General features: G+C 62.0%; 26 protein-coding genes. 7 read left to right on the top strand and 19 right to left on the bottom strand.

The window, feature by feature from the left end; translation table 11 throughout:
• Positions 1-18 precede the first annotated feature (18 nt).
• Together ACODTD_RS07845 and ACODTD_RS07840 are read right to left on the bottom strand one after the other, a co-directional pair.
• Complete coding sequence (locus ACODTD_RS07845; protein WP_489104696.1) at positions 19-2,151, bottom strand: TonB-dependent receptor; 2,133 nt, start codon at positions 2,149-2,151, stop codon at positions 19-21.
• Positions 2,152-2,244: 93 nt separating this feature from the next.
• Positions 2,245-2,631, bottom strand: a complete 387-nt coding sequence (locus ACODTD_RS07840; RefSeq protein WP_285358231.1) for a DUF2946 domain-containing protein — start codon at positions 2,629-2,631, stop codon at positions 2,245-2,247.
• A 94-nt stretch (positions 2,632-2,725) separates the two neighbouring features.
• Between ACODTD_RS07840 and ACODTD_RS07835 the strand changes: the two genes are divergently transcribed.
• Positions 2,726-3,166 (top strand): DUF3995 domain-containing protein, encoded by a 441-nt coding sequence (locus ACODTD_RS07835; RefSeq protein WP_007950535.1) that lies wholly within the window; start codon positions 2,726-2,728, stop codon positions 3,164-3,166.
• Here ACODTD_RS07835 and ACODTD_RS07830 read toward each other — a convergent pair.
• The 7 genes from ACODTD_RS07830 to ACODTD_RS07800 all read right to left on the bottom strand — a co-directional run bounded on the left by ACODTD_RS07830 (position 3,163) and on the right by ACODTD_RS07800 (position 10,247).
• Complete coding sequence (locus tag ACODTD_RS07830) at positions 3,163-3,525, bottom strand: Na+/H+ antiporter subunit G (protein ID WP_011334689.1); 363 nt, start codon at positions 3,523-3,525, stop codon at positions 3,163-3,165. The genes ACODTD_RS07835 and ACODTD_RS07830 overlap by 4 nt on opposite strands.
• On the bottom strand, positions 3,522-3,800 hold the full coding sequence (locus tag ACODTD_RS07825; protein WP_011334688.1) for a K+/H+ antiporter subunit F: 279 nt from the start codon (positions 3,798-3,800) through the stop codon (positions 3,522-3,524). The genes ACODTD_RS07830 and ACODTD_RS07825 overlap by 4 nt, the downstream gene beginning before the upstream one ends.
• A complete protein-coding gene (locus ACODTD_RS07820) occupies positions 3,797-4,285 on the bottom strand; it encodes a Na+/H+ antiporter subunit E (protein ID WP_201819151.1) in 489 nt (162 codons plus the stop codon). The genes ACODTD_RS07825 and ACODTD_RS07820 overlap by 4 nt, the downstream gene beginning before the upstream one ends.
• The gene (locus ACODTD_RS07815) at positions 4,282-5,961 is read right to left on the bottom strand and encodes a monovalent cation/H+ antiporter subunit D (protein WP_201819153.1); all 1,680 of its coding nucleotides are present in this window, start codon (positions 5,959-5,961) and stop codon (positions 4,282-4,284) included. Before ACODTD_RS07815 ends, ACODTD_RS07820 begins: the two co-directional genes overlap by 4 nt.
• Positions 5,958-6,302: a Na+/H+ antiporter subunit C gene (locus ACODTD_RS07810; RefSeq protein WP_003192163.1), complete on the bottom strand. Its 345-nt coding sequence runs from the start codon at positions 6,300-6,302 to the stop codon at positions 5,958-5,960. Before ACODTD_RS07810 ends, ACODTD_RS07815 begins: the two co-directional genes overlap by 4 nt.
• On the bottom strand, positions 6,302-9,202 hold the full coding sequence (locus ACODTD_RS07805) for a monovalent cation/H+ antiporter subunit A (protein WP_489104695.1): 2,901 nt from the start codon (positions 9,200-9,202) through the stop codon (positions 6,302-6,304). Before ACODTD_RS07805 ends, ACODTD_RS07810 begins: the two co-directional genes overlap by 1 nt.
• A 106-nt stretch (positions 9,203-9,308) precedes the next feature.
• Entirely contained in the window at positions 9,309-10,247 is a 939-nt protein-coding gene (locus tag ACODTD_RS07800) for a DMT family transporter (protein ID WP_440812084.1), read from the bottom strand.
• Between the two features lie 85 nt (positions 10,248-10,332).
• Between ACODTD_RS07800 and ACODTD_RS07795 the strand changes: the two genes are divergently transcribed.
• Positions 10,333-10,896 carry a helix-turn-helix domain-containing protein gene (locus tag ACODTD_RS07795; protein ID WP_489104694.1) on the top strand — a complete coding sequence of 188 codons (564 nt, stop codon included), beginning with the start codon at positions 10,333-10,335 and terminating at the stop codon, positions 10,894-10,896.
• A gap of 124 nt (positions 10,897-11,020) precedes the next feature.
• Positions 11,021-12,436: an FAD/NAD(P)-binding protein gene (locus ACODTD_RS07790; protein WP_489104693.1), complete on the top strand. Its 1,416-nt coding sequence runs from the start codon at positions 11,021-11,023 to the stop codon at positions 12,434-12,436.
• Positions 12,437-12,499: 63 nt separating this feature from the next.
• Here the strand turns inward: ACODTD_RS07790 and ACODTD_RS07785 are convergent, their stop codons facing one another.
• The 5 genes from ACODTD_RS07785 to ppnN form a co-directional block, all read right to left on the bottom strand.
• Positions 12,500-12,751 carry a hypothetical protein gene (locus ACODTD_RS07785; protein WP_011334681.1) on the bottom strand — a complete coding sequence of 84 codons (252 nt, stop codon included), beginning with the start codon at positions 12,749-12,751 and terminating at the stop codon, positions 12,500-12,502.
• Between the two features lie 108 nt (positions 12,752-12,859).
• Positions 12,860-13,594 (bottom strand): substrate-binding periplasmic protein, encoded by a 735-nt coding sequence (locus tag ACODTD_RS07780; protein WP_011334680.1) that lies wholly within the window; start codon positions 13,592-13,594, stop codon positions 12,860-12,862.
• Between the two features lie 162 nt (positions 13,595-13,756).
• Entirely contained in the window at positions 13,757-14,134 is a 378-nt protein-coding gene (locus ACODTD_RS07775) for a hypothetical protein (RefSeq protein ID WP_011334679.1), read from the bottom strand.
• Positions 14,135-14,286: 152 nt separating this feature from the next.
• Complete coding sequence (locus ACODTD_RS07770) at positions 14,287-15,024, bottom strand: response regulator (protein WP_011334678.1); 738 nt, start codon at positions 15,022-15,024, stop codon at positions 14,287-14,289.
• Between the two features lie 61 nt (positions 15,025-15,085).
• A complete protein-coding gene (gene ppnN, locus ACODTD_RS07765; protein ID WP_007950520.1) occupies positions 15,086-16,459 on the bottom strand; it encodes a nucleotide 5'-monophosphate nucleosidase PpnN in 1,374 nt (457 codons plus the stop codon).
• 210 nt (positions 16,460-16,669) lie between these two features.
• On the opposite strand from ppnN, the gene ACODTD_RS07760 reads away from it, so the two are divergent.
• Entirely contained in the window at positions 16,670-17,191 is a 522-nt protein-coding gene (locus tag ACODTD_RS07760) for a DUF3087 domain-containing protein (RefSeq protein ID WP_011334677.1), read from the top strand.
• On the opposite strand, the gene ACODTD_RS07755 is transcribed toward ACODTD_RS07760, so the two are convergent.
• Entirely contained in the window at positions 17,188-17,574 is a 387-nt protein-coding gene (locus ACODTD_RS07755) for a DUF2784 domain-containing protein (RefSeq protein WP_221614496.1), read from the bottom strand. The two genes, ACODTD_RS07760 and ACODTD_RS07755, sit on opposite strands and share 4 nt — an antisense overlap.
• Positions 17,575-17,729: 155 nt before the next feature.
• Between ACODTD_RS07755 and ACODTD_RS07750 the strand changes: the two genes are divergently transcribed.
• Genes ACODTD_RS07750 through ACODTD_RS07740 form a run of 3 tightly spaced genes read left to right on the top strand, consistent with a single transcriptional unit; the run spans position 17,730 to position 18,926 of the window.
• Entirely contained in the window at positions 17,730-18,428 is a 699-nt protein-coding gene (locus tag ACODTD_RS07750) for an AzlC family ABC transporter permease (protein WP_011334675.1), read from the top strand.
• Positions 18,428-18,739 carry an AzlD domain-containing protein gene (locus ACODTD_RS07745; RefSeq protein ID WP_166742327.1) on the top strand — a complete coding sequence of 104 codons (312 nt, stop codon included), beginning with the start codon at positions 18,428-18,430 and terminating at the stop codon, positions 18,737-18,739. The genes ACODTD_RS07750 and ACODTD_RS07745 overlap by 1 nt, the downstream gene beginning before the upstream one ends.
• Before the next feature lie 40 nt (positions 18,740-18,779).
• Complete coding sequence (locus ACODTD_RS07740) at positions 18,780-18,926, top strand: hypothetical protein (RefSeq protein ID WP_201819167.1); 147 nt, start codon at positions 18,780-18,782, stop codon at positions 18,924-18,926.
• A 46-nt stretch (positions 18,927-18,972) separates the two neighbouring features.
• On the opposite strand, the gene ACODTD_RS07735 is transcribed toward ACODTD_RS07740, so the two are convergent.
• The 4 genes from ACODTD_RS07735 to ACODTD_RS07720 form a co-directional block, all read right to left on the bottom strand.
• Positions 18,973-19,245: a hypothetical protein gene (locus tag ACODTD_RS07735; RefSeq protein WP_221614497.1), complete on the bottom strand. Its 273-nt coding sequence runs from the start codon at positions 19,243-19,245 to the stop codon at positions 18,973-18,975.
• A gap of 266 nt (positions 19,246-19,511) precedes the next feature.
• Complete coding sequence (locus tag ACODTD_RS07730; RefSeq protein ID WP_285358212.1) at positions 19,512-20,192, bottom strand: SOS response-associated peptidase; 681 nt, start codon at positions 20,190-20,192, stop codon at positions 19,512-19,514.
• Between the two features lie 49 nt (positions 20,193-20,241).
• On the bottom strand, positions 20,242-21,081 hold the full coding sequence (locus tag ACODTD_RS07725; protein ID WP_285358210.1) for an ABC transporter permease: 840 nt from the start codon (positions 21,079-21,081) through the stop codon (positions 20,242-20,244).
• 61 nt (positions 21,082-21,142) lie between these two features.
• Positions 21,143-22,129 (bottom strand): aliphatic sulfonate ABC transporter substrate-binding protein, encoded by a 987-nt coding sequence (locus tag ACODTD_RS07720; RefSeq protein ID WP_285358208.1) that lies wholly within the window; start codon positions 22,127-22,129, stop codon positions 21,143-21,145.
• Between the last annotated feature and the right edge of the window lie 79 nt (positions 22,130-22,208).

The raw sequence follows: 22,208 nt of genomic DNA, 5'->3' as shown, positions 1-22,208 counted from the left end.
CGCCCTCGCCAGGATGAATCAGAACCGCGTCTGTACAGCCAGCTCGAATGTACGCGGTGTGCCGAGGTAATACGCCGGCGACACATGGGCGAACTCGGCGTACACCTCATTCGTCAGGTTGCGCACCCGTCCGGTCACAGTGGTGTGCGAATCCACCTTGTAGCTGAGAAAGCTGCCAAACAGCGTGTACGACGGCACGGTCATGGTGTTGGCATTATCGGCGAACACCGACGCCACGTACCGCGCATCGACCCCGCCTTGCCATTTTGGCGAGAAATCGTAGGTCAGCCACAGATTGCCGACCCGGTCCGGCACGTTGGTCGGTGTGTTGCCCTTGCGCGAAACCACCACGCCGGCGGGGTTCTTTTCGTTGAACTCATCGTATTGCGCATCGACCCAGGCGAAGTTGCCTTCGGCCAGCAACTTGTCGGTGATCCGCAACGAGCTGGCAATCTCGATACCCTTCGACGTCTGCTGGCCGACCGGAATGCTGCTGGTCGGGTCCAGTGGATCCGTCACCGCGAAGTCCTTGCGCTCGATGGTGTAGGCGGCCACCGTTGCCGAACCGCGTCCGTTCAGGTAGTCGAACTTGCTGCCGATTTCCCATTGCTTGCCGGTCGAGACATCAAAGTCCTGGGTGCCATTGGGTTGCTCGGCGGCAGTGCTGTATTGCACGTATACATTGGCTGACGGAATGAACTGATAGGTCAGGCCGATGCGCCCGGTGACCGGATCCCAGCTGCGCTTCAGATGGTGCGGGTTGCTTGCCGTTACCGTGCGATGGTTGGTCACGTCGAGGTCGATGTCGTCATAGCGCAGACCAGTGAGCAGCGAAAGCTTGTCGGTCAGTGCCAGGCGATTCTCGGCAAACAGCGCTTTGGTGGTGACTTCGTTGGTCTTGTCGCTGACAAAACCCGGCATCGTTCCGGGGATGTCATAGAAATGCCCCGGTCGGTAGTTGTTCGGGTTCACCGCGCTGGCGCCTTTGACGTTCAGCGGCGAGTTGGTGGTCTGGTTGACCTTGTACTCGAATCCGCCGGACCAGGTGGTGTCGAGGCCGAACAGGGTGTTGTCGTGGCGCAGTTCGAACTGGTTGCCGTTCTGCTCGCCCTGGTGCCGCACCTGATACGCGGTGGAGCGGTTCACCGCGCTGTTGTCGGCGTTGTATTGATAGGTTTCCAGGTTGCGGTAATCACGCTGGCTGTCGAGGTGATAGAGGGTGTTGCGCAGGGTGGTGCTCTCGTTGATCCGGTAATCGATGATAGAGCGCACCCAGATCGTCCGCTGCTCGTAGCGGCCGTCCTCGACGTTGTAGTTGTTGAAGCGGTTGTGCTTGTCGATCTTCAACTCGCCGGCCTTGGGGTTGAGCACCGGCGTGCCCCAGTACGGGCTGTCTTCGTGTTCGTCCTGATATTCCAGGGCCAGGGTGTGCGACAGGTTCGGCGTCAGATCGCTGAGCAGCGAGAACGCCACGCTCCAGGCATCGCGTTCCTGCCGGTCGATGTAGCCGTTGCTGGTGTTGTGGCTGACGTCGAGGCGCGCGTAATGTTGCGCGTCGACGCCGGGTTCGGTCAGCGCGTGATTGAGGCCGAATGCGGTTTCGGTGGTGTCGTAGGTGCCATAACTGACTCGGCCATCGATGGCTTGCTCGTCGCGGGTGGCCAGTTTGGTAACGTAGTTCAGCGAGCCACCGACCGAGCCGGCGCCGTTGATCAGTGACGACGGGCCGCCCACCAGCTCCACCCGGTCATAAATCCACGAATCCACGGGGCGTGCGAGTCCGCCGGAAACGTTGACCCCGTTGAACATCTGGGTGATCTGGCTGCTGGTGAAGCCGCGATAGGAGACGAACCCGCCAAAGCCGGGCGGCGCACTGGCGTTCACCCCCGGCAAGGTGTTGGCCGCGTCCTGAAAGTTTTGCGAGCCGTGACGTTCAATGTCGTTGCGGTTGGCAATGGCCACCGAAGCCGGGGTGTCGCGCACGCTGAGGCCCAGGCGCGAGGCCATGCCACTGGACTGGTCGAGGCTCAGGCCCGGTTCGGCGCCGGATTCGCCGTCAATGGTAATCGGCGCCAGATCCACGGTGGATTGCGCCCAGACGTTGACGGACAGGCAGCCGCACAGGCTCGCCAGCAAGGTAAGTTGTTTCATCGTTTGAATCCTGAATGCTTGTCTAGGCGTCAGCGCACAGGCGAACGCCGCGCGTTGGCGCAGTGGGCTGACAATTCAAAAAGGCAAGGACACTCAGGCGCGCGGCGGGGCGCGAGGATTGGCCGAAGGCCAGATGAAGCGGGCAGGAAGGTCGGCGCTGACGATGACCGGCAGCGGCGGGCTGTGTTGTTCCGGCAGGATCGCCAGGGTCAGGCTGGAGTTGAACGCCGGGCCCATGCCGCCGGTGGAGCACAGCGGGCAGCCGAAGGCTTTTGCCAGGGTCGGCAGCTTTTCTTCGGCGGGATTCGAGGCGAGCGGTGCCAGGGTGCTCGGGTCAACGGCGCAGAACTGGCCGCCGATACCGTTGAGCTGCATGCCGACCATTTGTCCGTGACCGATGCTGCAGGCGAACACGTTGAACAGGACGCAGCAATAGAGCATCCAGGCCAGCAGTGAACGATCGGTACGGGTGAATTTCATGGGGCGGCACTTTACCGCACCGCCGACCGGTCGTGCACATGGAAAAATGCCGACTAGGATGTTTTGTTCAAATCCCTTTAAAGGATTCTCGACCATGACCTTTGTGTTGGCTCAATGGCTGGTGACGATATTTGCGGTGATCAGCCTGATGCATGTGTATTGGGCGATGGGTGGGCAATGGGCAGCCGTGGCGGTGGTGCCGCAGGTCCCGGTGGACAACGGCGGGCTGACACTCAGGCCGGCGTTCAAGCCGTCAGGCTGGATCACGCTGGTGGTGGCGGCAGCCCTGCTACTGATTGCCGCACTGGTGTGCATGCGAGTGGGATGGTGGCTGCCCGCCGTGCATCACTGGGCGCTGCAATGGGTGATCAGCGCGATTGCGCTGCTGATGTTTGCGCGGGCGATTGGCGATTCGGAACTGGTGGGTTTTTTCAAGGAAGTGAAGGGGTCGCGGTTCGCCCGGCTCGACACTTGGGTTTACTCGCCGCTGTGTCTGATATTGGGAGCCGGGCTGTTGGCTGTTGCCTGGATTTAACTGCCGGTTTCAGTGCGCCGGCTGCTGACCTCGGCCGGCACATCATCCCCGGCCATGCGCTTGCGGAACAGCGCCGCCCGCGCCAGCAGCAAGGTAGTCACCGGCACGGTAATCGACAGCAGAATCGGAATCAGCCATGCGTGCAGCACCGGCCCGGACTTGAGCGCGGAAAAACAGATGATCGAGGCCAGCGCCACGCACCACGCACCGAGGGTCGAGGCCAGCGCCGGTGGGTGCATGCGCTGGAAATAATCTTTCATCCGTAGCAGGCCGATGGCACCGATCAGGGCGAACACGCCGCTGAGCACCAAAAGGATCGCCACCGGGATTTCCACCCAGAGAGACAGTTCAGCGTTCACTCGATCACCTCGCCACGCAGGAGGAATTTCGCCAGGGCAAACGAGCCGACGAAGCCGAACAGCGCGATCAGCAGCGCCGCTTCGAAGTAGGTGTCACTGGCATAACGAATCCCCAGGGTCAGCATCATCAGCATGGCGACGATGTACAGGTAATCCAGCGCCAGTACGCGGTCCTGTGCCGACGGGCCTTTGAACAGGCGCACCAGCGTAAGGACCATGGCCAAGGAAAACAGGAACAGCGTCAGCAGTATCGCGTTCGACAGCAGCGGGCTCATTCGAAAATCTCCATCAACGGCCGCTCGTAAGTGACCTTGAAGTGCTGGATGAACTGCGCCTCGTCATCCAGATCCCAGACGTGCAGCAACAGAATGCTGCGATCCAGCGCCAGCTCCGACCACACCGTGCCGGGCACGACCGTACAGATCATCGACAGCGCCGCCAGACCGTTGGCATCGCGCAGGTCCAGCGGCACCTTGATGAAACGTGAACGAAGCGGCCGGCGACCGGCGTTGAGAACGCCCCAGGCCACCTGCAGGTTCGAGACGATCACGTCACGCCCGACCAGCAGAAACAATCGCAGGATCGTGCCCGGGCGGCGGATGCGAATCCGTTGCGGGCGCAGTTTGCGCATCATCAGCGGGGCGCAGAAACCGAGTACGGCACCCAGCAGCAGGTTGCCCGGGCTGACCGACAGGTTCAGCACCAGCCAGAGCAACCACAGCGCAAGCGACAGCCAAGGAGCAGGAAACAGACGCTTCATGGTTGCACCTCCAGCAGCGCAGCCTTGGCTTCCGGACTCGGCACGGCGCGGGTGCCGAGCACCGCCATTACGTATTGCTGCGGATTGTTCAGGGCATCGGCCGCTGCCTGGGTGTAACGCAGCAGCGGTTCAGCCTTGAAGGTCAGGGCGATGCTCAGGCCGAGCAGCAGGAAAATCGGCGTGCATTCCAGTTTGCGCAGCACGGGCGACGGGCGCTCCTCTGGCGACCAGAAGCGCTGGATCCCCAGGCGCGAGAATGCCATCAACGAGCCGAGGCCGGTAAGGATCAGCAGGGCCAGCAACGCCCAGGCAGCATTCGAGATCGGTTCGCCGGCACCGAGTCCCAGCGGGTTGAGCAGGGCGCCGATCAGGCTGAGCTTGCCGATGAACCCGGACAGCGGCGGCATGCCGATGATCAGCAGCGCGCAGGCAATGAAGCTCAGACCAAGGAACGCCATGGTCCATGGGATCACCTGGCCGACCACAGCTTTCTGCTCGTCGTCGAGGTTGATGCCTTTGACGGGGCGTTGCCATTCCTGCGGACGCGGCAGCAGTTCGTTCTCGTCTTCCAGCGGTACTTCGATGGCGGTGCGCGAACGTTCGATCAACTCGGCCAGCAGGAACAGCGCACTCAGCGCCAGGGTCGAGCTGACCAGATAAAACAGCGCCGCACCGATCAGGTTCGGCTGGGCGAACCCCACGGCCGACAGCAGAATTCCCGCCGACACCAGAATGCTCAGGCTGGCCATGCGTTCCAGGCGCTGCGCGGCGATGATCGCCACACCTGCGCCGGCCATGGTGGCCATGCCGCCGTAGATCAGCCAGTCGCCGCCGAAATACGCCGAAGCGCCGGCCTGGCCCGAGAACAGCAGCGTCCACAGGCGCAGCAGGGTGTAGACGCCGACTTTAGTCATAATCGCGAACATCGCCGCTACCGGCGCACTGGCCGACGAGTAGGCCGGTACCAGCCAGAAGTTCAGCGGCCACATGCCGGCCTTGGCCAGGAACGCCACGGCCAGAATTCCCGCGCCGGCGTGCAGCAGGCCACGGTCGGCCTCCGGCACCAGCGGGATCTTCAGGGCCAGATCCGCCATGTTCAGCGTGCCGGTCACTCCGTAGATCAATGCCGCGCCGATCAAAAACAGCGACGAGGCCAGCAGGTTGATCGAGATGTAATGCAGCCCCGACGACACACGCGCCCGGCCCGAACCGTGAAGCAGCAGGCCGTAGGACGCAGCGAGCAGCACCTCGAAGAACACGAACAGGTTGAACAGGTCCGCCGTCAGGAACGCGCCATAGAGTCCCATCAACTGAATCTGGAACAACGCGTGGAAGCTCGACCCGGCGCCGTCCCAGCGGGCCATGGCGAACAGCAGGGCGCTGACGCCGATGATCCCGGTCAGCACCAGCATCAATGCCGACAGACGATCGACCACCAGCACGATGCCGAATGGCACCTGCCAGTTGCCCGGCAGATAAACCCCAATCGAACCGGGAACGCCGGTGGTCTGGGTCCATTGCAGCAGCATTACCGAGATGCCGAGGCCGAGGAGGCTGGAGAACAGGTTGATTTTCGCCTTCAGCGGACGGTGCTTCTCGCCGAGCATCAGCATGATGGCGGCGGTCAGCAGCGGCAGCAGGATCGGTGCGGCGATCAGGTGAGTCATCGCCGTCATTCCTTGGGCTCCCTTCCGTCAACGTGGTCGGTACCGGTCAGGCCTCGTGAGGCGAGCAACACCACCAGGAACAATGCGGTCATGGCGAAGCTGATGACGATGGCCGTCAGCACCAGCGCCTGGGGCAGCGGGTCGGTGTAGTTGAGCAGGTCCTGCGGCACGCCATCCTTGATGATCGGCTCCTTGCCGATGAACAGGCTGCCCATGCTGAAGATGAACAGGTTGACGCCGTAGGACAGCAGGCACAGGCCCATCACCACCTGGAACGTCCGTGGCCGCAGGATCAGCCAGACCCCGGAGGCGGCGAGCACGCCGATGGCGATTGCGATGACTTCTTCCATCAGACGGCTCCTTTGGCGGCAGCGGTTTTGTGGCCCCGGACCGATTGGTGGGCGAGGGCGGTGAGGATCAGCAAGGTCGAGCCGACCACCACGGCGTAGACGCCGATATCGAAGAACAGCGCGCTGGCGATATGGATGTCACCCAGCAGCGGCAAGCTGAAATGCCAGGTGTGGGTGGTCAGGAACGGATAACCGACCGCCATTGCCCCGAGGCCGGTGACGGTGGCGAACAGCAGGCCGGTGCCCATCCAGCGCAGCGGCCGCAGGCTCATTTGCGCCTCGACCCACTGGGTGCCGGCGACCATGTATTGCAGGATGAACGCCACCGACATCACCAGACCGGCGACGAAGCCGCCACCCGGCTGGTTGTGCCCGCGCATGAACAGGTAGAACGACACCACCAGCGCAATCGGCAGCAGCAGGCGCACCAGCACCGCCGGCACCATCATGAAGCCGAGCGCGGTGTCGCTGGCCGAGCGCGGGTTGACCAGATCGGTGACCACATCGGGGGCGAGCAGGCGTTGCTGGGCCGGCAGTTGCAGGCTTTCTTTCGGTGGGCGGAAACGACGCAGCAGGGCGAATACGGTCAGTGCCACGGCGGCGAGCACCGTGATTTCGCCGAGGGTGTCGAAACCACGGAAATCCACCAGCATCACGTTGACCACGTTGCTGCCGCCGCCCTCGGGCAGAGCACGGCTCAGGTAGAACGAGGAAATGTCGTTCGGCGTCTGCCGGGTCAGCATGGCGTAGGACAGCAGCGCCATGCCGCCGCCGACGGCAATCGACAGCAGCAGGTCGCGCAGACGGCGTACTCGCGCCTTGCGCAGGCTGCTTGGCAGCGGCGAAACCTCTTCGATCCGCCGTGGCAGCCAGCGCAGGCCGAGCAGGATCAGGACCGTGGTCACCACTTCGACCACCAGCTGCGTCAAGGCCAGATCCGGCGCCGAGAACCAGACGAACGTCACGCAGGTCATCAGCCCGCAGACGCTGACCATGGTCAGGGCGGCGAGACGGTGATACTTGGCCTGCCACGCGGCGCCGAGGGCGCAGGCGATTGCCAGCAGCCACAGGGTCACGAACACGATCGAGCCCGGGATCTTCGGCCGGTCGCCCCAGCTCAGGTCGCTGTGCAGCATCGGGATCAGGCCGGCCAGCACTGCCGCCAACACCATCAGGAACAGCTGGGTTTGCAGACGCTTGGTGCCGATCCTCCGCTCCAGCCGCCGGGCCAGACGCATCATCGCCACCAGACTGCGTTCGAACATTCGCTTGCCGTTGAGGCGGCCCGCCAGCGGCGGATACTTGAAGCGGCCGCGCTTGAGCTGGTTGCGCAGCAGCAGATACAGCACGATGCCGCCGGACATGGCGATCAGGCTCATGATCATCGGTGCATTGAGGCCGTGCCAGATCGCCAGGCTGTATTCCGGCAGCACGCCACCCACCACCGGCAACGCGGCAGCGGCCAGCAACGGTCCGACCACCTGGGCCGGGAAAATCCCCACCAGCAGGCAGGTGAACACCAGCAGTTCCACCGGCGCACGCATCCAGCGCGGGGGCTCGTGCGGGGTGTGCGGCAGGTCGGTGGCAGTCGGGCCGAAGAACACATCAACGGTGAAACGCAGCGAATAGGCCACGCTGAACATACCGGCAATGGTCGCGACGATCGGCAGGCTGGTTTCAACCCACGCGGTGGCGTTGATGAACACGGTTTCGGCGAAGAACATTTCCTTGGACAGGAAACCGTTGAGCAGTGGCACGCCGGCCATGGAGGCACTGGCGACCATCGCCAGGGTGGCGGTGAAGGGAATCAGTTTGAACAGGCCGTTGAGCTTGCGGATATCGCGGGTACCGCTTTCGTGGTCGATGATCCCCGCGGCCATGAACAGCGAAGCCTTGAAGGTCGCGTGGTTGAGAATGTGGAACACCGCTGCGACGGCGGCCAGCGGACTGTTCAGACCCAGCAGCAGCGTGATCAGGCCGAGGTGGCTGATGGTCGAGTAGGCCAGCAGTCCTTTGAGATCGTTCTGGAACATCGCGCAGTACGCGCCGAGCAACAGCGTGGCGGCCCCGGCGCCGCTGACGATGTAGAACCATTCTTCGCTGCCGGACAGCGACGGCCACAGCCGGGCCAGCAGGAAAACCCCGGCCTTGACCATGGTCGCCGAGTGCAGGTAAGCCGAAACCGGTGTGGGCGCCGCCATCGCGTGGGGCAGCCAGAAGTGGAAGGGGAACTGGGCGCTTTTGCTGAGGGCGCCGATAAGAATGAGGGGAAGCAGGATGGGGTAGAGGGCATGTGCGCGAATCAGATCGCCGGCGGCCAGGACCTTGTCCAGGTCATAGCTGCCGACCACATGGCCGAGAATCATGACCCCCGCCAGCAGGCACAATCCCCCGGCACCGGTGACCATCAACGCCATGTAGGCGCCGCGGCGCGCGTCGTGGCGGTGGTGCCAATAGCCGATCAACAGGAACGAGAAGAGGCTGGTCAGCTCCCAGAAGAACACGATCTGGATCAGGTTGCCGGAGATCACCAGCCCCAGCATGGCGCCCATGAACGCCAGAAAGAACGCAAAGAAACGCGGCACCGGATCGTCCGGCGACATGTAATAACGGGCATATAAGGAAACGAGGGTGCCGATGCCCAGCACCAGCATCGAGAACAGCCAGGCGAAGCCGTCCATGCGCAGGACGAAGTTCAGGCCCAGGCTGGGCAGCCACGTGAATTCTTCGCGAATCACGCCGCCGTGGGCGATCTGCGGGTACAGCAGCGCGACCGAGACAGTGCCGATCAGTGCGACCAGACCTGCGAGCAGGGATTCGGCGTTACGTGCGTTGTGCGGCAGCACGGCTGCCAGACAACTGCCCAGAAAAGGCAGAAGCAGTAGAACTATCAGGGACATAGGCTTCTAATCTGCGGAAGTTTGTGAAGCATCATACGTGCCAGCTCCCGGATCGCCAAACGCGAGGATGTCTCTGAATCCTACAAAGTAGCCGTAAAACCCCCGTTTAGCCTTCGGTCTCGTGCTCCAATTCTTCCGTGACCGTTTGTGTCTCTTTGCCTTTGGTCTTCAATTCACTGACGATCACCGCCGCCACGATCAGTCCCGCACCCACCAATGCGATGGCCGGAAGGCGCTCACCCGCAATACGACCGACGATCCCGGCCCACACCGGTTCACCGGCGTAGATCAAGGTCGCTCGGGTCGGCGAAACACTTTTCTGCGCCCAGTTCATCGCCACCTGAATCGCCGCACTCATCGCGCCCAGGCCCAGAGCCGTACTCAGCAACAGCCACGAGAAGTCCGGAATCGCCTCGCCGGTCGGCACTACCATCAAAAACGACAGCACCGAAGTCGTCGCCAGCTGCACCACGGTTACCCGGCGCACATCGACTTGCCCGGCATAGTTGCTGATCAGGATGATTTCGGCCGCTATCGCAATGGCGCTGATCAGCGTGGCGATTTCACCGGGGCTGAAATTCAGCGAAGCCCCCGAAGGCCCGGAAAGCAGCATCAGCCCGGTAAACGCCAGCATGATGCCAATGCTCGGCATCAAACCCGGGCGCCGGCCCAGCACCAGCCATTGCAACAGCGGCACGAACGGCACGTACAGCGCGGTTATGAACGCCGACTGACTGCTTGGGATACTCTGCAACCCAACGGTCTGCAAGCCATAACCGAGCAGGATCGCCACGCCGATAAAGGCGCCAGCCTTGAATTCGAACAGGGTCAGTTCCCGCAGGTGTTTCCAGGAGAACAGCGCAACAATGCCAGCTGCGGCGGCAAAGCGCAGGCCGACGAAAAACATCGGGCCGCTGACGGTCATGGCGTGCTGCACCAGCAAAAAGGTGCCGCCCCACAGCATGGTGATCAACACCAGCACGCACTCGGCTTTGCTGAACCGGGAAAACCGCAGGGGAGTTTGAGGGGAGTTGGCTGACGTCATGACCTTGCGCACTTTTAAGAAGGAGACGCACAATGCGTCAAATGGTGCGCAGTATACTGCCCAACCCCAGCCAGTGAGCAATATAGTGCACAAAGATTCTGTTCAGCGGGCTTCGGTCCTGCAACACGTCAGCCAGAACGTCCGGCGCCTGCGCCACGCCGCCGACATGAGCCAGACAGCCCTCGCGGAAAAGTCCGGGGTCAGCCGGCGAATGCTGGTGGCCATCGAGGCCGGCGAGAAGAATGTCAGCCTGACCACCCTCGACCGCGTCGCCGAAGCCCTCGAAGTGGCCTTCAGCGATCTGATCCAAGCCCCGGACAATCGCGATCCGGGCCGTATCAACGAACTGGCCTGGGCTGGCAGCATCCCCGGCAGCAAAGCCGTTTTACTGTCCAAGGCCAATGCCACTCGCGCGGTGGAACAGTGGGAATGGTGCCTGCAACCGGGCGAGGTCTATCCCTCGCAACCGGACGCCGACGGCTGGAGCGAGCAGATTTTCGTGTTTGAAGGCTGCCTGACGTTGATGCTCGGCGATCAACCCCAGCAGATCGCCGCCGGGGAGTTTTTCATGTTCGCCAGTAATCAGCCGCACACCTATCGCAATGATGGGGAAGTGGCGGCGCGTTTTGTGCGTAATGTGGTGATCTGACAGTCGCAACGGAATGAAACACGCTGCAAGTCGCATCGGCATGATAAAAAATGGCGTCCATCTAGACGCCTCCGCGGCGTCTGAATGACACTGGCCCGGGCATATCCTCAGCTGCGAGAACGGCATGACTCAAACCGATACGACCGTACTGCGTCACGCCGACATCCTGATTGTCGGCGGCGGCCTCAGCGGCACGATGCTGGCGGTGCAATTGCTGCGTTTGCCGGGGCGCAGAAAGATTCTGGTGATCGAGCCCCGGGCCGAACTGGGCCGGGGCGAAGCGTACAGCGCGGTGGAACTGGGCCACACGCTCAACGGCAATGCGGCGCGGATGAGCGTCGATCCGGACAATGCCGATGACTTGACCCAATGGCTCACCGATCACATCGCTGGCGGTGGCTGGCCGGAGTCGGACCAGCAACATGTACCGGTCAGCGAACTGTTTCCGCCACGAGGCTTGTTCGGTGTGTACGTGCAACAGCGTCTGGCGGAGGCACAGCAGGTGGGCGCGCAACACGGTTCGACGGTCGAGCATGTGCGCGCCGAAGTGGTCGATTTGCAGGACTGCGGCGATTCCGTGCAGCTCACCTTGAGTGACGGCCAGCAACTTCAAGGCGCTTTCGCAGTGCTGGCGACCGGGATGTTCCCTGCGGCGCGCACCCCGCAAAAACAATCCAGTGGCCTCAACGCGGCGGCGCTGGATCCGTGGGATGTCGCGGCCATGCGCCAGCTCGATCCGCACTCGACGGTGCTGATCATCGGTTCCGGCCTGACCATGGTCGATGCCGTGGTGTCGCTGGAGCAGGCCGGGCATCGCGGGCCGATCGAGGTGTTTTCCCGGCACGGGCTGTTGCCCCATGTGCGTCGGCAGCCGCCGGCGTGGGTGGACTTCCTCGCCGAGGATCACAGCATCCGCACGCCGCGCCAGTTACTGCGCGAATTGCGCCGGCATTGCCGCGACGCCATCGCCCAAGGCATCGACTGGCAGGCGCCGCTCGACACCGTGCGTGCGCACATCGGTCGGTTATGGAGTCAGGCCAGCGATCTGCAGCGCCGGCAATTCGTGCGGCATGTGCGGCCGTGGTGGGAAAGTCATCACCATCGTTCACCGCCGCTGAGCGCGGAACTGGTCGAGCGTCTGCACCGGGAAGGGCGATTGCGCATTCATGCTGCGTCCTACAAGGGTCTTGAATTGGCGTCGGATGGCGGGGTGAGTATCCGTATTCGCCCTCGCGGCGAGGCCGAAACCCGCGTGGTGCAGGGCGCGGCGTTGATCAATTCCAGCGGCATCGAATACGACTGGCGCCGGGTCGCGCGACCTTTGCCGCAGCATTTGCTGGCGCGCGGTCTGGTTCGTCCGGGGCCGCTGGAGCTGGGCATCGCAGCCGCGGTGGACGGCGCTGTGCTGGATGCCGAAGGCCGGGTTTCGCCCTGCCTGTTCGCCATGGGCCCGCCGTTGCGTGGCATGTGGTGGGAAAGCACCGCTGTCACCGATGTGGCGTCGCAGGCCAAGGCACTGGCCGCGCGACTGGTGCGCTGACGCAAAATGCAAGAAACCCCGCTTCGGCGGGGTTTCCTGTTTCTGGCAGCTCAAACCGATCACTCAGTAGCGCTGATATTTGGAACCGAATTCCGGGCGGTTTTCCGCGATGTACAGTTTGGTCTGTTCGGCGTTCTGTTGCAGTTTGAGACTGCCTTGGTGTTCGGCATCGACGCTGACGGTGTCGACGTTCAGGGTGCCGGACTGGCCGATGGTTGCAGCCGCGACAACCGGGGTGCTGGCGTGTGGGGCAGCGATGGCGGAGGTGGCGCCGATCAGGGAAACGATGAAGCCGAGTGCGATGAGGTCTTTCATGATGTTGCTCCAGAGAGTGGGGAGAAGATGGGGCCCACTGTAGTGCTGGAGGGTTTTGATGTGAAAACACCCTTGCGCATAGTCGTTATCGAAGGTGTTGATGCGCGATCAGCGCGGTAGGTTATTGCTCAGCCAGCGCTGGCGCAGCTGCTCCAGACGGCCATCGGCCCGCAATGTGTCCAGCGCCTGCTGCCAGCGTGCGACCTGTTTTGGATCGGTCTGCGGCGAAAAGGCAATGTAGGTGTTCTGTTTCATCAACGGGATCTGGTACTGCAAGCGTCCCGGCTCCATGCCTTGTTCGCGGGCGAGGGCGGCTTTGGACCAGGTATCGGAGACCACGAAATCGGTACGCCCCAGGCTGAACAGTCGCATCATCTGCTCCGGGGTTTCCACGCCGTAGAGATTGTTCAGGTCTTGCCCTTGCAGGTAGCTGTAGACCAGCCATTTGCGCGGCACGGTGATCCGGCCCAGGTGATCGGCTTCACGCAGGCTGTGCACGGGAGGCTGGAGATTGTCGCGGGCGTACAGCGCGGTTTCGACTTCGATCAGCGGCCCGACCCATTGATAGCGATCGTCGCGTTCGTCGGTACGCAGCACGGTGAATACGCCGGTGTCGGGGGTATCGCTGGCCATGCGCAGGGCGCGCAGCAGCGGGACTTGTTGCAGATGGATACGGTCGCCGGTCTGGGTCGCCAGGGCCTGCACCACGTCCACACCGAATCCTGCGAGCTGATTGCCTTGCATGAAATGCAGGGGCGGGTGGTTGTCGGTGAGCAGTTGCAAATCCGCCGCGTTGGCCGTCAGGGCCAGCATGGACAGCAGACAAGCGGCAAATCGTTTCATGGATCGTCCCTGAACAAATCAATCGCGCAGCTTAGTACGAGCCATGACGGCTGTCGTCGAGAAACAGCGGGGCTTTTGTGTCAGAGAACAAGGCTTATCGGTAGTGATCGCTGCGGGGGCAGAGTGCCCCCGGCAGGAATCGACAACGGCGGGTAAAAACGATCAGTAGCGCTGGTACTTGGAACCGAACTCGGGACGGTTCTCGGCGACCAGCACGCTGCGGGCCGAGCGCTCGCGCAGTTCCTGCAAGCGGTCTGCACCACCCTCGGCGACGCGCTCGCGCAGTTCCTGCAAGCGGTCTGCACCACCCTCGGCGACGCGCTCACGCAGCTCCTGCAAACGGTCGGCGCCGCCTTCTGCCACGCGTTCACGCAGTTCCTGCAAGCGATCCGCGCCACCTTCGGCAACGCGATCCTTCTGCAGGTTTTCCGAGCCGTATTCAGCGACCAGCGGCTGGGAGCTGGCGGATGCCAGATCGGCCATTGCCAGGCCACCGAGCAGGCTGAGTGCGAGTACCAGGGATTTCGAGGACTTGAACATGGTGTTTCTCCTTGCGTTTGATGATGAGTGAGCCAGTGCTTTCTGGTGGGTTCATTCAAACGCGAGGGTGTATCGCTGATATGTGGTGATGCGGCGCGAAAACACGGGTTACGTATCTGCGCGGCGAATTTATACAGAGCGATACAAATCCGTCAGGATTCGGCGAGCATCTCCACGGCGAAGGAGAACACATAACCCTCGTTGCGCACGGTCTTGATGTAAGTCGGCTCGCGGGAGTCGTCCAGCAGACGCTGGCGCAGGCGACTGACCAGCAAATCGATGGAGCGGTCGAACAGGTCGGCGTCGCGACCCTGAGTCAGATTGAGCAACTGGTCGCGGCTGAGCACCCGTTGCGGATGGTCGAGAAACACCCGGAGCAGGCGATACTCGGCGCCGCTGAGGGCAACCATGGTGTCGTCTTCATCGAGCAGGTGGCGGGCGGTGGTGTCTAGCCGCCAGCGGCCGAACGCGAGCAGGCGCCCGGTTTCGCTGATCAGCAGATTGGGCGGCAGCATTCGTGTACGGCGCAGCACGGCGTTGATCCGCGCCAGCAGTTCGCGGGCGGCGAAGGGTTTGGTCAGGTAGTCGTCGGCGCCCATTTCCAGGCCGAGGATGCGGTCGGTCTGGTCGTCGCGGGCGGTGAGCATCAGGATCGGGATCGCCTTGTGTTTGCCGGCGCGCAATTCGCGGCACAGCACCAGCCCGTCATCGCCGGGGAGCATGATGTCGAGCACGATCAGGTCGACCGTGTTGGCTTCCAGAAAACTGCGCATCTGCCGGCCATCGGCGACCACGGTGCTGCGCAGGCCGTTCTTGGTCAGGTAATTGCCGACCAGTTCGCGGATCTCGCGGTCATCGTCGACGATCAGGATGTGGTTGATGTGATCCATGGTTCGCTCTTTTTATAGGGAGTGCCCGAAGCGTTGCGCTCCGGGCACTTGTCACTTCGGGTCAGGACACCACGCGGTAGCACGGCACATACGCCGCGCCGCCCGGCAGTTTCATCCGGTGCTGGGCGACGAAGGCTTTGAGCAGCAGATCGAGGGGCTGCATGATCGCGGCGTCGCCACGGATCTGGTACGGCCCGTGTTCCTCGATCAGGCGGATGCCCTTGTCCTTGACGTTGCCGGCCACGATCCCGGAAAACGCGCGGCGCAGGTTGGCCGCCAGTTCATGGGGTGGCTGGTCGCGGTGCAGCTTGAGGTTGGCCATGTTTTCGTGGGTCGGATCGAACGGGCGCTGGAAGCCTTCGTCGATCTTCAGCAGCCAGTTGAAGTGGAACGCGTCGGCGCGTTCGCGGCGGAATTGCTTCACGGCCTTCAGGCCCGCCGTCATCTGCCGCGCCACTTCGGCCGGGTCGTCGATGATGATTTCGTAGTGCTTTTTCGCTGCTTCGCCGAGGGTCGCGGTGACGAAAGCGTCGAGTTGTTCCAGGTACGGCGCGGCGTGTTTCGGCCCGGTCAGGATCACCGGGAACGGCAGGCCGGCGTTGTCCGGGTGCATCAGGATGCCCAGCAGGTACAGGAACTCTTCGGCGGTGCCGGCACCGCCCGGGAAGATGATGATGCCGTGGCCGACGCGGACGAAGGCTTCCAGACGTTTTTCGATGTCCGGCAGGATCACCAGCTCGTTGACGATCGGGTTCGGCGCTTCGGCGGCGATGATGCCCGGCTCGGTCAGGCCTAGGTAACGGCCACCGTGAATCCGCTGCTTGGCGTGGGCGATGGTCGCGCCTTTCATCGGCCCCTTCATTACGCCGGGACCGCAGCCGGTGCAGATGTCGAGGCTGCGCAGGCCCAGTTCGTGGCCGACTTTCTTGGTGTATTTGTATTCTTCGGTGTTGATCGAGTGGCCGCCCCAGCACACGACGATTTTGGGCTCGACGCCCGGGCGCAGGGTGCGCGCGTTGCGCAGCAGGTGGAAGACGTAGTCGCTGATGCCCTGGGAGGTGCTGAGGTCGATGCTCAAGGCGTCGAGTTCGTTTTCGGTGTAGACGATGTCGCGCAGGGCGCTGAACAGCATTTCCCGGGTGCTGGCGATCATTTCGCCGTCGACGAAGGCGTCGGCCGGAGCGTTCAGCAATTCCAGGCGCACGCCGCGATCCTGCTGGTGGATGCGGATTTCGAAGTCTTTGTAGGCTTCTAGGATGGTTTTTGCGTTGTCGACATGGGCGCCGGTATTGAGGATGGCCAGGGCGCACTGGCGAAAGAGGGTGTAGGTGCTGCCGGTTCCGGCCTGGCTCAGTTGCTGAACTTCACGTTGGGAAAGGGTTTCGAGGCTGCCTTTCGGGCTGACCGAGGCATTGATTACGTGTCGTTGGGTCATGCAGTGATCCTTAAAACGATGTCATTGCCGGCATGGCCAATGGCATCCGAATAGTGTGTATCCATGAATGAAGATGGCACGATCTGCGTGGTATCGCCATGTCCCCGTTGGACGTTGAAAAGATGAAAAGGCGCTCCAGCATAGCTAAATCCGCCTCAGAGGCGATAATGCGCAGCCTCTTTTTAACTCAAGCCATGGAAGCCTGTCGCGATGTTCGAGATTCAACCGATCGATGCCATCACATATCGCCAGCAGACCCGGCGCAGCACGCTGATCATCGCGGTGCTGTTTCTGGTGCTGGCGATGGCGTTTTCGACGGCGGCGGTGGCGCTGTTCGGCGAGCCGGGCGGGGATAATCTGCGATTCAATGTCGGCGGGGTGTTTGGCGCATTTCTGCTGACGGCGGCGTTGCTGCGCGGGCGATTCTGGAACCAGACCTGGATGGCCCCGGCGGTGTACGGCTGGCGGCTCAAGCGCAGCCTGATGAGCGTCACCAACGTCATGCATCAGGTGACGGCGGCGGTGGACAAGGGCGACCCGGTGGCGATGAAGGTGCTGCGTTTCTATCACCTGGGCCTGACCCAGATGCATGAACTGGACGGCAACTCCAGCGATCACGCGCAATTGCACCGGGAAGTCGAAGCGCACGAGGCGCGGATGGAGGCGCTCGGTCTGGACACCGATCAGACACGCCTCGATCCGGCCTGGCTGGAAACCTTGAAAGCGCGCTAGAACGGAATGCGCGCGGCGCGCCGCAGTTTCCAACGGCGGATCAGACGCCCGTAGACCAGCAGGTTGACCACCAGCACCACGCTGCCCAGCACCAGCTGAATCTGCGGGGTCAGCCCGGCCGGGTAGATGATCGGCCAGATGTAGTGCTCGATGAAGCCGCCGGAGTATTCGGTTTGCCCGGCGGCGTGGCGCATCAGGTTTTCCCAATAGGTCAGCGGACAGGTCAGGTGCAATACCTCGACCGCCACGCCCCAGGCCGCCGCCGGCAAATGCAGCCACACCAGCCGCGGCCACTTGAGCACCAGCAGTCCGCCGAACAGCACGAACAGAATGAACAGCAAATGAAACAGCACCAGCCCGTCGGCGGCTATTCGATACAGCATGTCGTCTCCCTGACGCGTGTGTGAATGGCTGCCATGTTACGCCGGTAAACGACTGCCCGAAGGAAGGATTTGCGCCAACTGCGCAAGATTGTTCAAGCCACCCACGGGCATTTGCTGGCAGAGTCCGGGGCCTTGTCTCACGGTTGAAGCGTGTTATGTCTGACTCATCTATGCCGCGCAGTGCCTTTCTTCGCGGAGCCGCGGCGATCATGCCGTTATCGCTGGCCACCGCACCCTGGGGGCTGCTGGCCGGCTCCATGGCGATTGAAGCCAACCTCACGCCGCTGCAAGGGCAGGGCCTGTCGAGCATCGTGTTCGCCGGTGCTGCGCAACTGGTGGCGATCGGCATGCTCAAGGGCGGCGCGGGGATTTTCTCGATTTTGCTGACCACGCTGCTGCTGACCTCGCAACATTTGCTTTACGGCATGAGCATGCGTCATGTGATTTCGCCTTTGCCGGGACGCTGGCGCATCGGCCTGGGCTTTTTGCTCACCGACGAACTGTTCGCCCTGACCAGTCAACACGACCGCCAGCAGTTCAACCGCTGGTATGCGCTGGGCGTCGGCCTGACGTTCTACATCGCCTGGAATCTCTTCACCCTGGCCGGCATCGTGCTCGGCAGCAGTATTCCGGGACTGGAACACCTGGGGCTGGACTTCTCGATTGCCGCCACCTTCATCGCCCTGATCACCCCGGTGGTGCGCAATGTGCCGACGGTGGTCTGCGTGGCAGTGTCGCTGTTCTGCTCGGTGTTGTTCAGCTACTGGCAATGGGGTTCGGCGCTGGTGCTTTCGGGCCTGGCCGGTATGACTGCCGGGTTTATCTGCAACAAACTGTATCGGGAGCGCACATGATGGTCTGGGCAGTGATTATCGGCATGGGGATTCTGGTGTTCCTCAACCGTTATGTGTTTCTCGAACCGCGTTTGCCGGTGCGACTGAGCAGCAACGCGCGGCAGTTTCTCGGTTTTGCCGTGCCGGGCATGTTGACCGCGATTTGCGGGCCGATTGTGTTCATGCCGGACAAACAACTGAATTTGCAGTGGGACAACCCCTATCTGCTGAGTTCACTAGTGGCAATCGGCCTCGTGATCTACACACGCAATACGTTGCTTAGCATGCTATTGAGCATGGCGTTCTTCTTTCTATTGCGCTGGTGGCTTTAAGTTCTACGCTTAATGGATGAATTCCATTAGCGAGGTGAACATGGCAACCGAGCAGAAACGTCCCGAAGAAGATGACGAACCGAGCGAAGAAGAAATCGAGCGGGAGAGACACAAGGAGCAGACTTGGAAGCATGACGATAGCCGCGAGTTGTCCGACCGTGATCAGGAACGCCCGCTGAAACCCTGAACGCCACAACGAACAAGCCCCGCGATTGCGGGGCTTTTTCGTTTCATCAAAGATCTTCCAGCTGCGTGAAATCGGGGTGTGAGGCCCGATAACCCAAGGTCTTGTCGATCCAGGCATTCAGCTCGTTGACCATCACCGGAGGGCGCCCGGGATAGCTTTGGAGGGTGGCGCGCAGGATGCGGTCGATATCGGGTACCTCACGCAGGTTTCGAGTCTTTATGTAGTGGCCGATAAAACAGTCGAGTTGAAAGCGTTCTGTCGTGGACAGATGAATACACTCCAGGCCTGTGACCTGTTTGATTGCAAAATCGTCGCGCAACTTAGTTCTCTGCAAGGCTTGTAAGTTTGGGGGGATTCCTGGTTTTGCTGACTCTTTGGTCAACTGGTATGCCAAAAGGAAATGCGGCGCGCATGCTATCCGTAGTGTTTGTAAATGTATGTATGACGGTTGAAATGTCAGACAGGCGGTTAGTTCAATCAAACGACTGTTTATGTTGAATGTTTCGCGTTTGAAACACCGCGTGTAACACACAGGATTCGATTGCTGAATTCCTGCTTTTGATAACGCATCGCGTCGACATTTATTTACGTTACGGCTTCAATCAATTCCGCACCCTGATTGCGGGAGCTGCCCACCGCTTTGCCGACTTTGTGCCAGTGGAACGCTTCGCTGGGTTCGGCTTCGAACAGCAGCATCTGTTCGGCGCGCTCGGTCGGCGTGGCGGGATCGAGCCATTCGTGCACCCGATCAGCGCGCAGAACGATCGGGCGCCGGTCATGCACATCGAGCAGGCCACCTTCGCTGTTGGCGGTGATGATGACGAAGCCGTCGTCGTCCCGTTGAGGCTCTCCGGGTGTCGGAAACTGGCCGATGGCGGCGCAGAAAACCGGTTGATGATCGGCCCGACGAATCAGCCAGGGCTGTCGGCTTTTGTCGGGTGCATTGACCCACTCGAACCAGTTGTCGACGGGCACGATCAGTCGATGGCGCCAGATCGCTCGAAAGAACGGCCCGTGGGCGACTTTTTCCACCCGCGCGTTGATCGGCGCGGCGCGATCCGTCGCCCAGTGCGGGCGCCAGCCCCAGCGCAGATTGTCGGCGTATAGCCGTTGTTGGTGCTGATGGAGGATCGCCAGTGACGTCGTGGGCGCGGCATTGTAATGCGCCAGCGGTGCGTCACCGACGTGATTGATCAGCGCATCGGGAATGCTCAGCACCGCGACGAAATCGTGGATGCCCCGGTATTGCGACAGTCTTCCGCACATCGACCGACCCTCCGGCAGCTGCCTGAAGCTTTGAGCTTAGTTGCACCGTTCACTCCTTGCTGCCCTGACCGGTGAACGCGTCGCGCCAGACCAGCCAGCGGCGCTCCAATATGGCCAGCAGTCCGTCGCTGAGTTTGCCCAGCAGCGCCAGGACGATGATCGCGGCCAGCACGATGTCCGGCCGTGAAGTTTCGCGACCGTCACTGAGCAGGTAACCCAGTCCTTTGGTTGCGGCGATCAGTTCGGCCGCCACCAGAAACATCCACGACAGGCTCATGCCGCTGCGCAATCCTGTGAACAGGCCGGGCAGGGCGGCAGGCAGCAGAATCCGTCGCACCAGTTGCAGTGGGCTGAAGCCGTAGATGTGCCCGACCTCCACCAGTTTGCGGTCGATGTTGCGGATCGCTGCGACCACGTTGACGTAAACCGGAAAGAACGCGCCGATGGCGATCAGGACGATTTTCGAGGTCTCGTCGATCCCCAGCCACAAAAGCAACAGCGGCACCCAGGCCAGGCTGGGAATCGAACGCAGCGCGGCGAACGTCGGTTCCAGATAAGCCTCGGCTTCGCGGCTGAGACCGACCCACGCGGCAAACACCAGCGCCAGACTCGCGCCGATGGCAAACCCCAGCAGCACGCGAATCAGGCTGGCGCCGATGTGTTTCCACAAGGCGCCTTCGGCCAGATCCGTGAGGGTCAGGGCAATCTCGCTCGGCGCCGGCATCTGGTAGGACGGCAGCCAGCCGATGCGTACGATGAATTCCAGGGCGACCACGATCAGCAGTGGCAGGGCCAGGCCTTTGAAGCGCCGAAGCCAGAGCGGATTCAGCAGGGGGAGTTTTCGCCGTGGGGCCGACAAGGCAAGGCGAGCGGGCAAGTCGTTGCTCATGGACGGTTCTCCGCTCACGACAAATCCGCGACGGGCGCGGACTTGTCATGGGCTTGATCGGTTACTGGGCGGCGGCGACTTGCTGGAAACCGGTGTCGATCAATTGATCGATGACCTGATCGACATTCACCCCACGGCGCACCAGCTCTTCGGAAACCAGAATCGGCGCGGCGGCTTTCGAGGCCAGCACATCCTTGGCAGTCAGTTGCGGGCTGCTCAGGTCGGTGCGCGACAGTTGCAGTTTGGCCACGTCCAGCGGCAGGCCGGATTCGCTGGCGAGCAACTTTGCCAATTCGTCGGGGTTCTTCACCGACCATTCGCGGGCCTGCTCATAGGCCTTGATCACGGTGTCGATGGTTTGCGGATGTTGCTTGGCATATTGCTCGGTGACGCTGACCACGCCGTAGCTGTTGAAGTCGCGATTGCGGTACAGCAGGCGCGAGCCGGCCTGCACCTGACTGGCGGCCATGTGCGGATCAAGACCGGCCCAGGCGTCGACATCGCCTTTCTCCAGCGCGGTGCGGCCGTCCGGGTGTTGCAGATGCACCAGTTCCACGTCGTCCTTTTTCAGCCCGGCCTGTTGCAGGGTGCGCAGGGTGAACAGATACGGATCGGTGCCCTTGGTGGCGGCGATTTTCTTGCCCTTGAGGTCGGCGACGGACTGGATCGGCGAGTCCTTGCGCACCACCAGCGCGGTCCATTCGGCGCGGCTGTAGACGTAGACCGATTTGATCGGGCTGCCATTGGCGCGGCTGAGCACGGCGGCGAGGCTGGCCGAAGAGGCGAAATCCACGCCGCCGCTGTTGAGGTATTCCAGCGAGCGGTTGCTGCCCTGGCTCAGCACCCAGCTGACTTTGCTCTGGGGCAGGGCTTTTTCCAGGTAGCCCAGATGTTTCAGCGCCAGGCTGACCGGCGAGTAATAGGCGTAATCCAGATGCACTTCGGCCGGCGGCGCTTCGGCAGCGTGGGCGAGCGGTTGCAGGCTCAGGGCTACTGCGCAGGCCGCGAGCAGCGTTTTGAAGCGGGAAAACGGTAAGAGGAATTTCATGGGCACGCTCCGGCAAGGCAACAGATTCTTATGTCCAAAAAGATATTTTTATCGAATGCTTCCTGCATGAATGGAATAT

It is taken from the genome of Pseudomonas sp. FG35 (genome assembly GCF_057809295.1).
The sequence above is the reverse complement of the archived record's forward strand: the minus strand, read 5'-3'. Positions and strand labels throughout refer to the sequence as shown.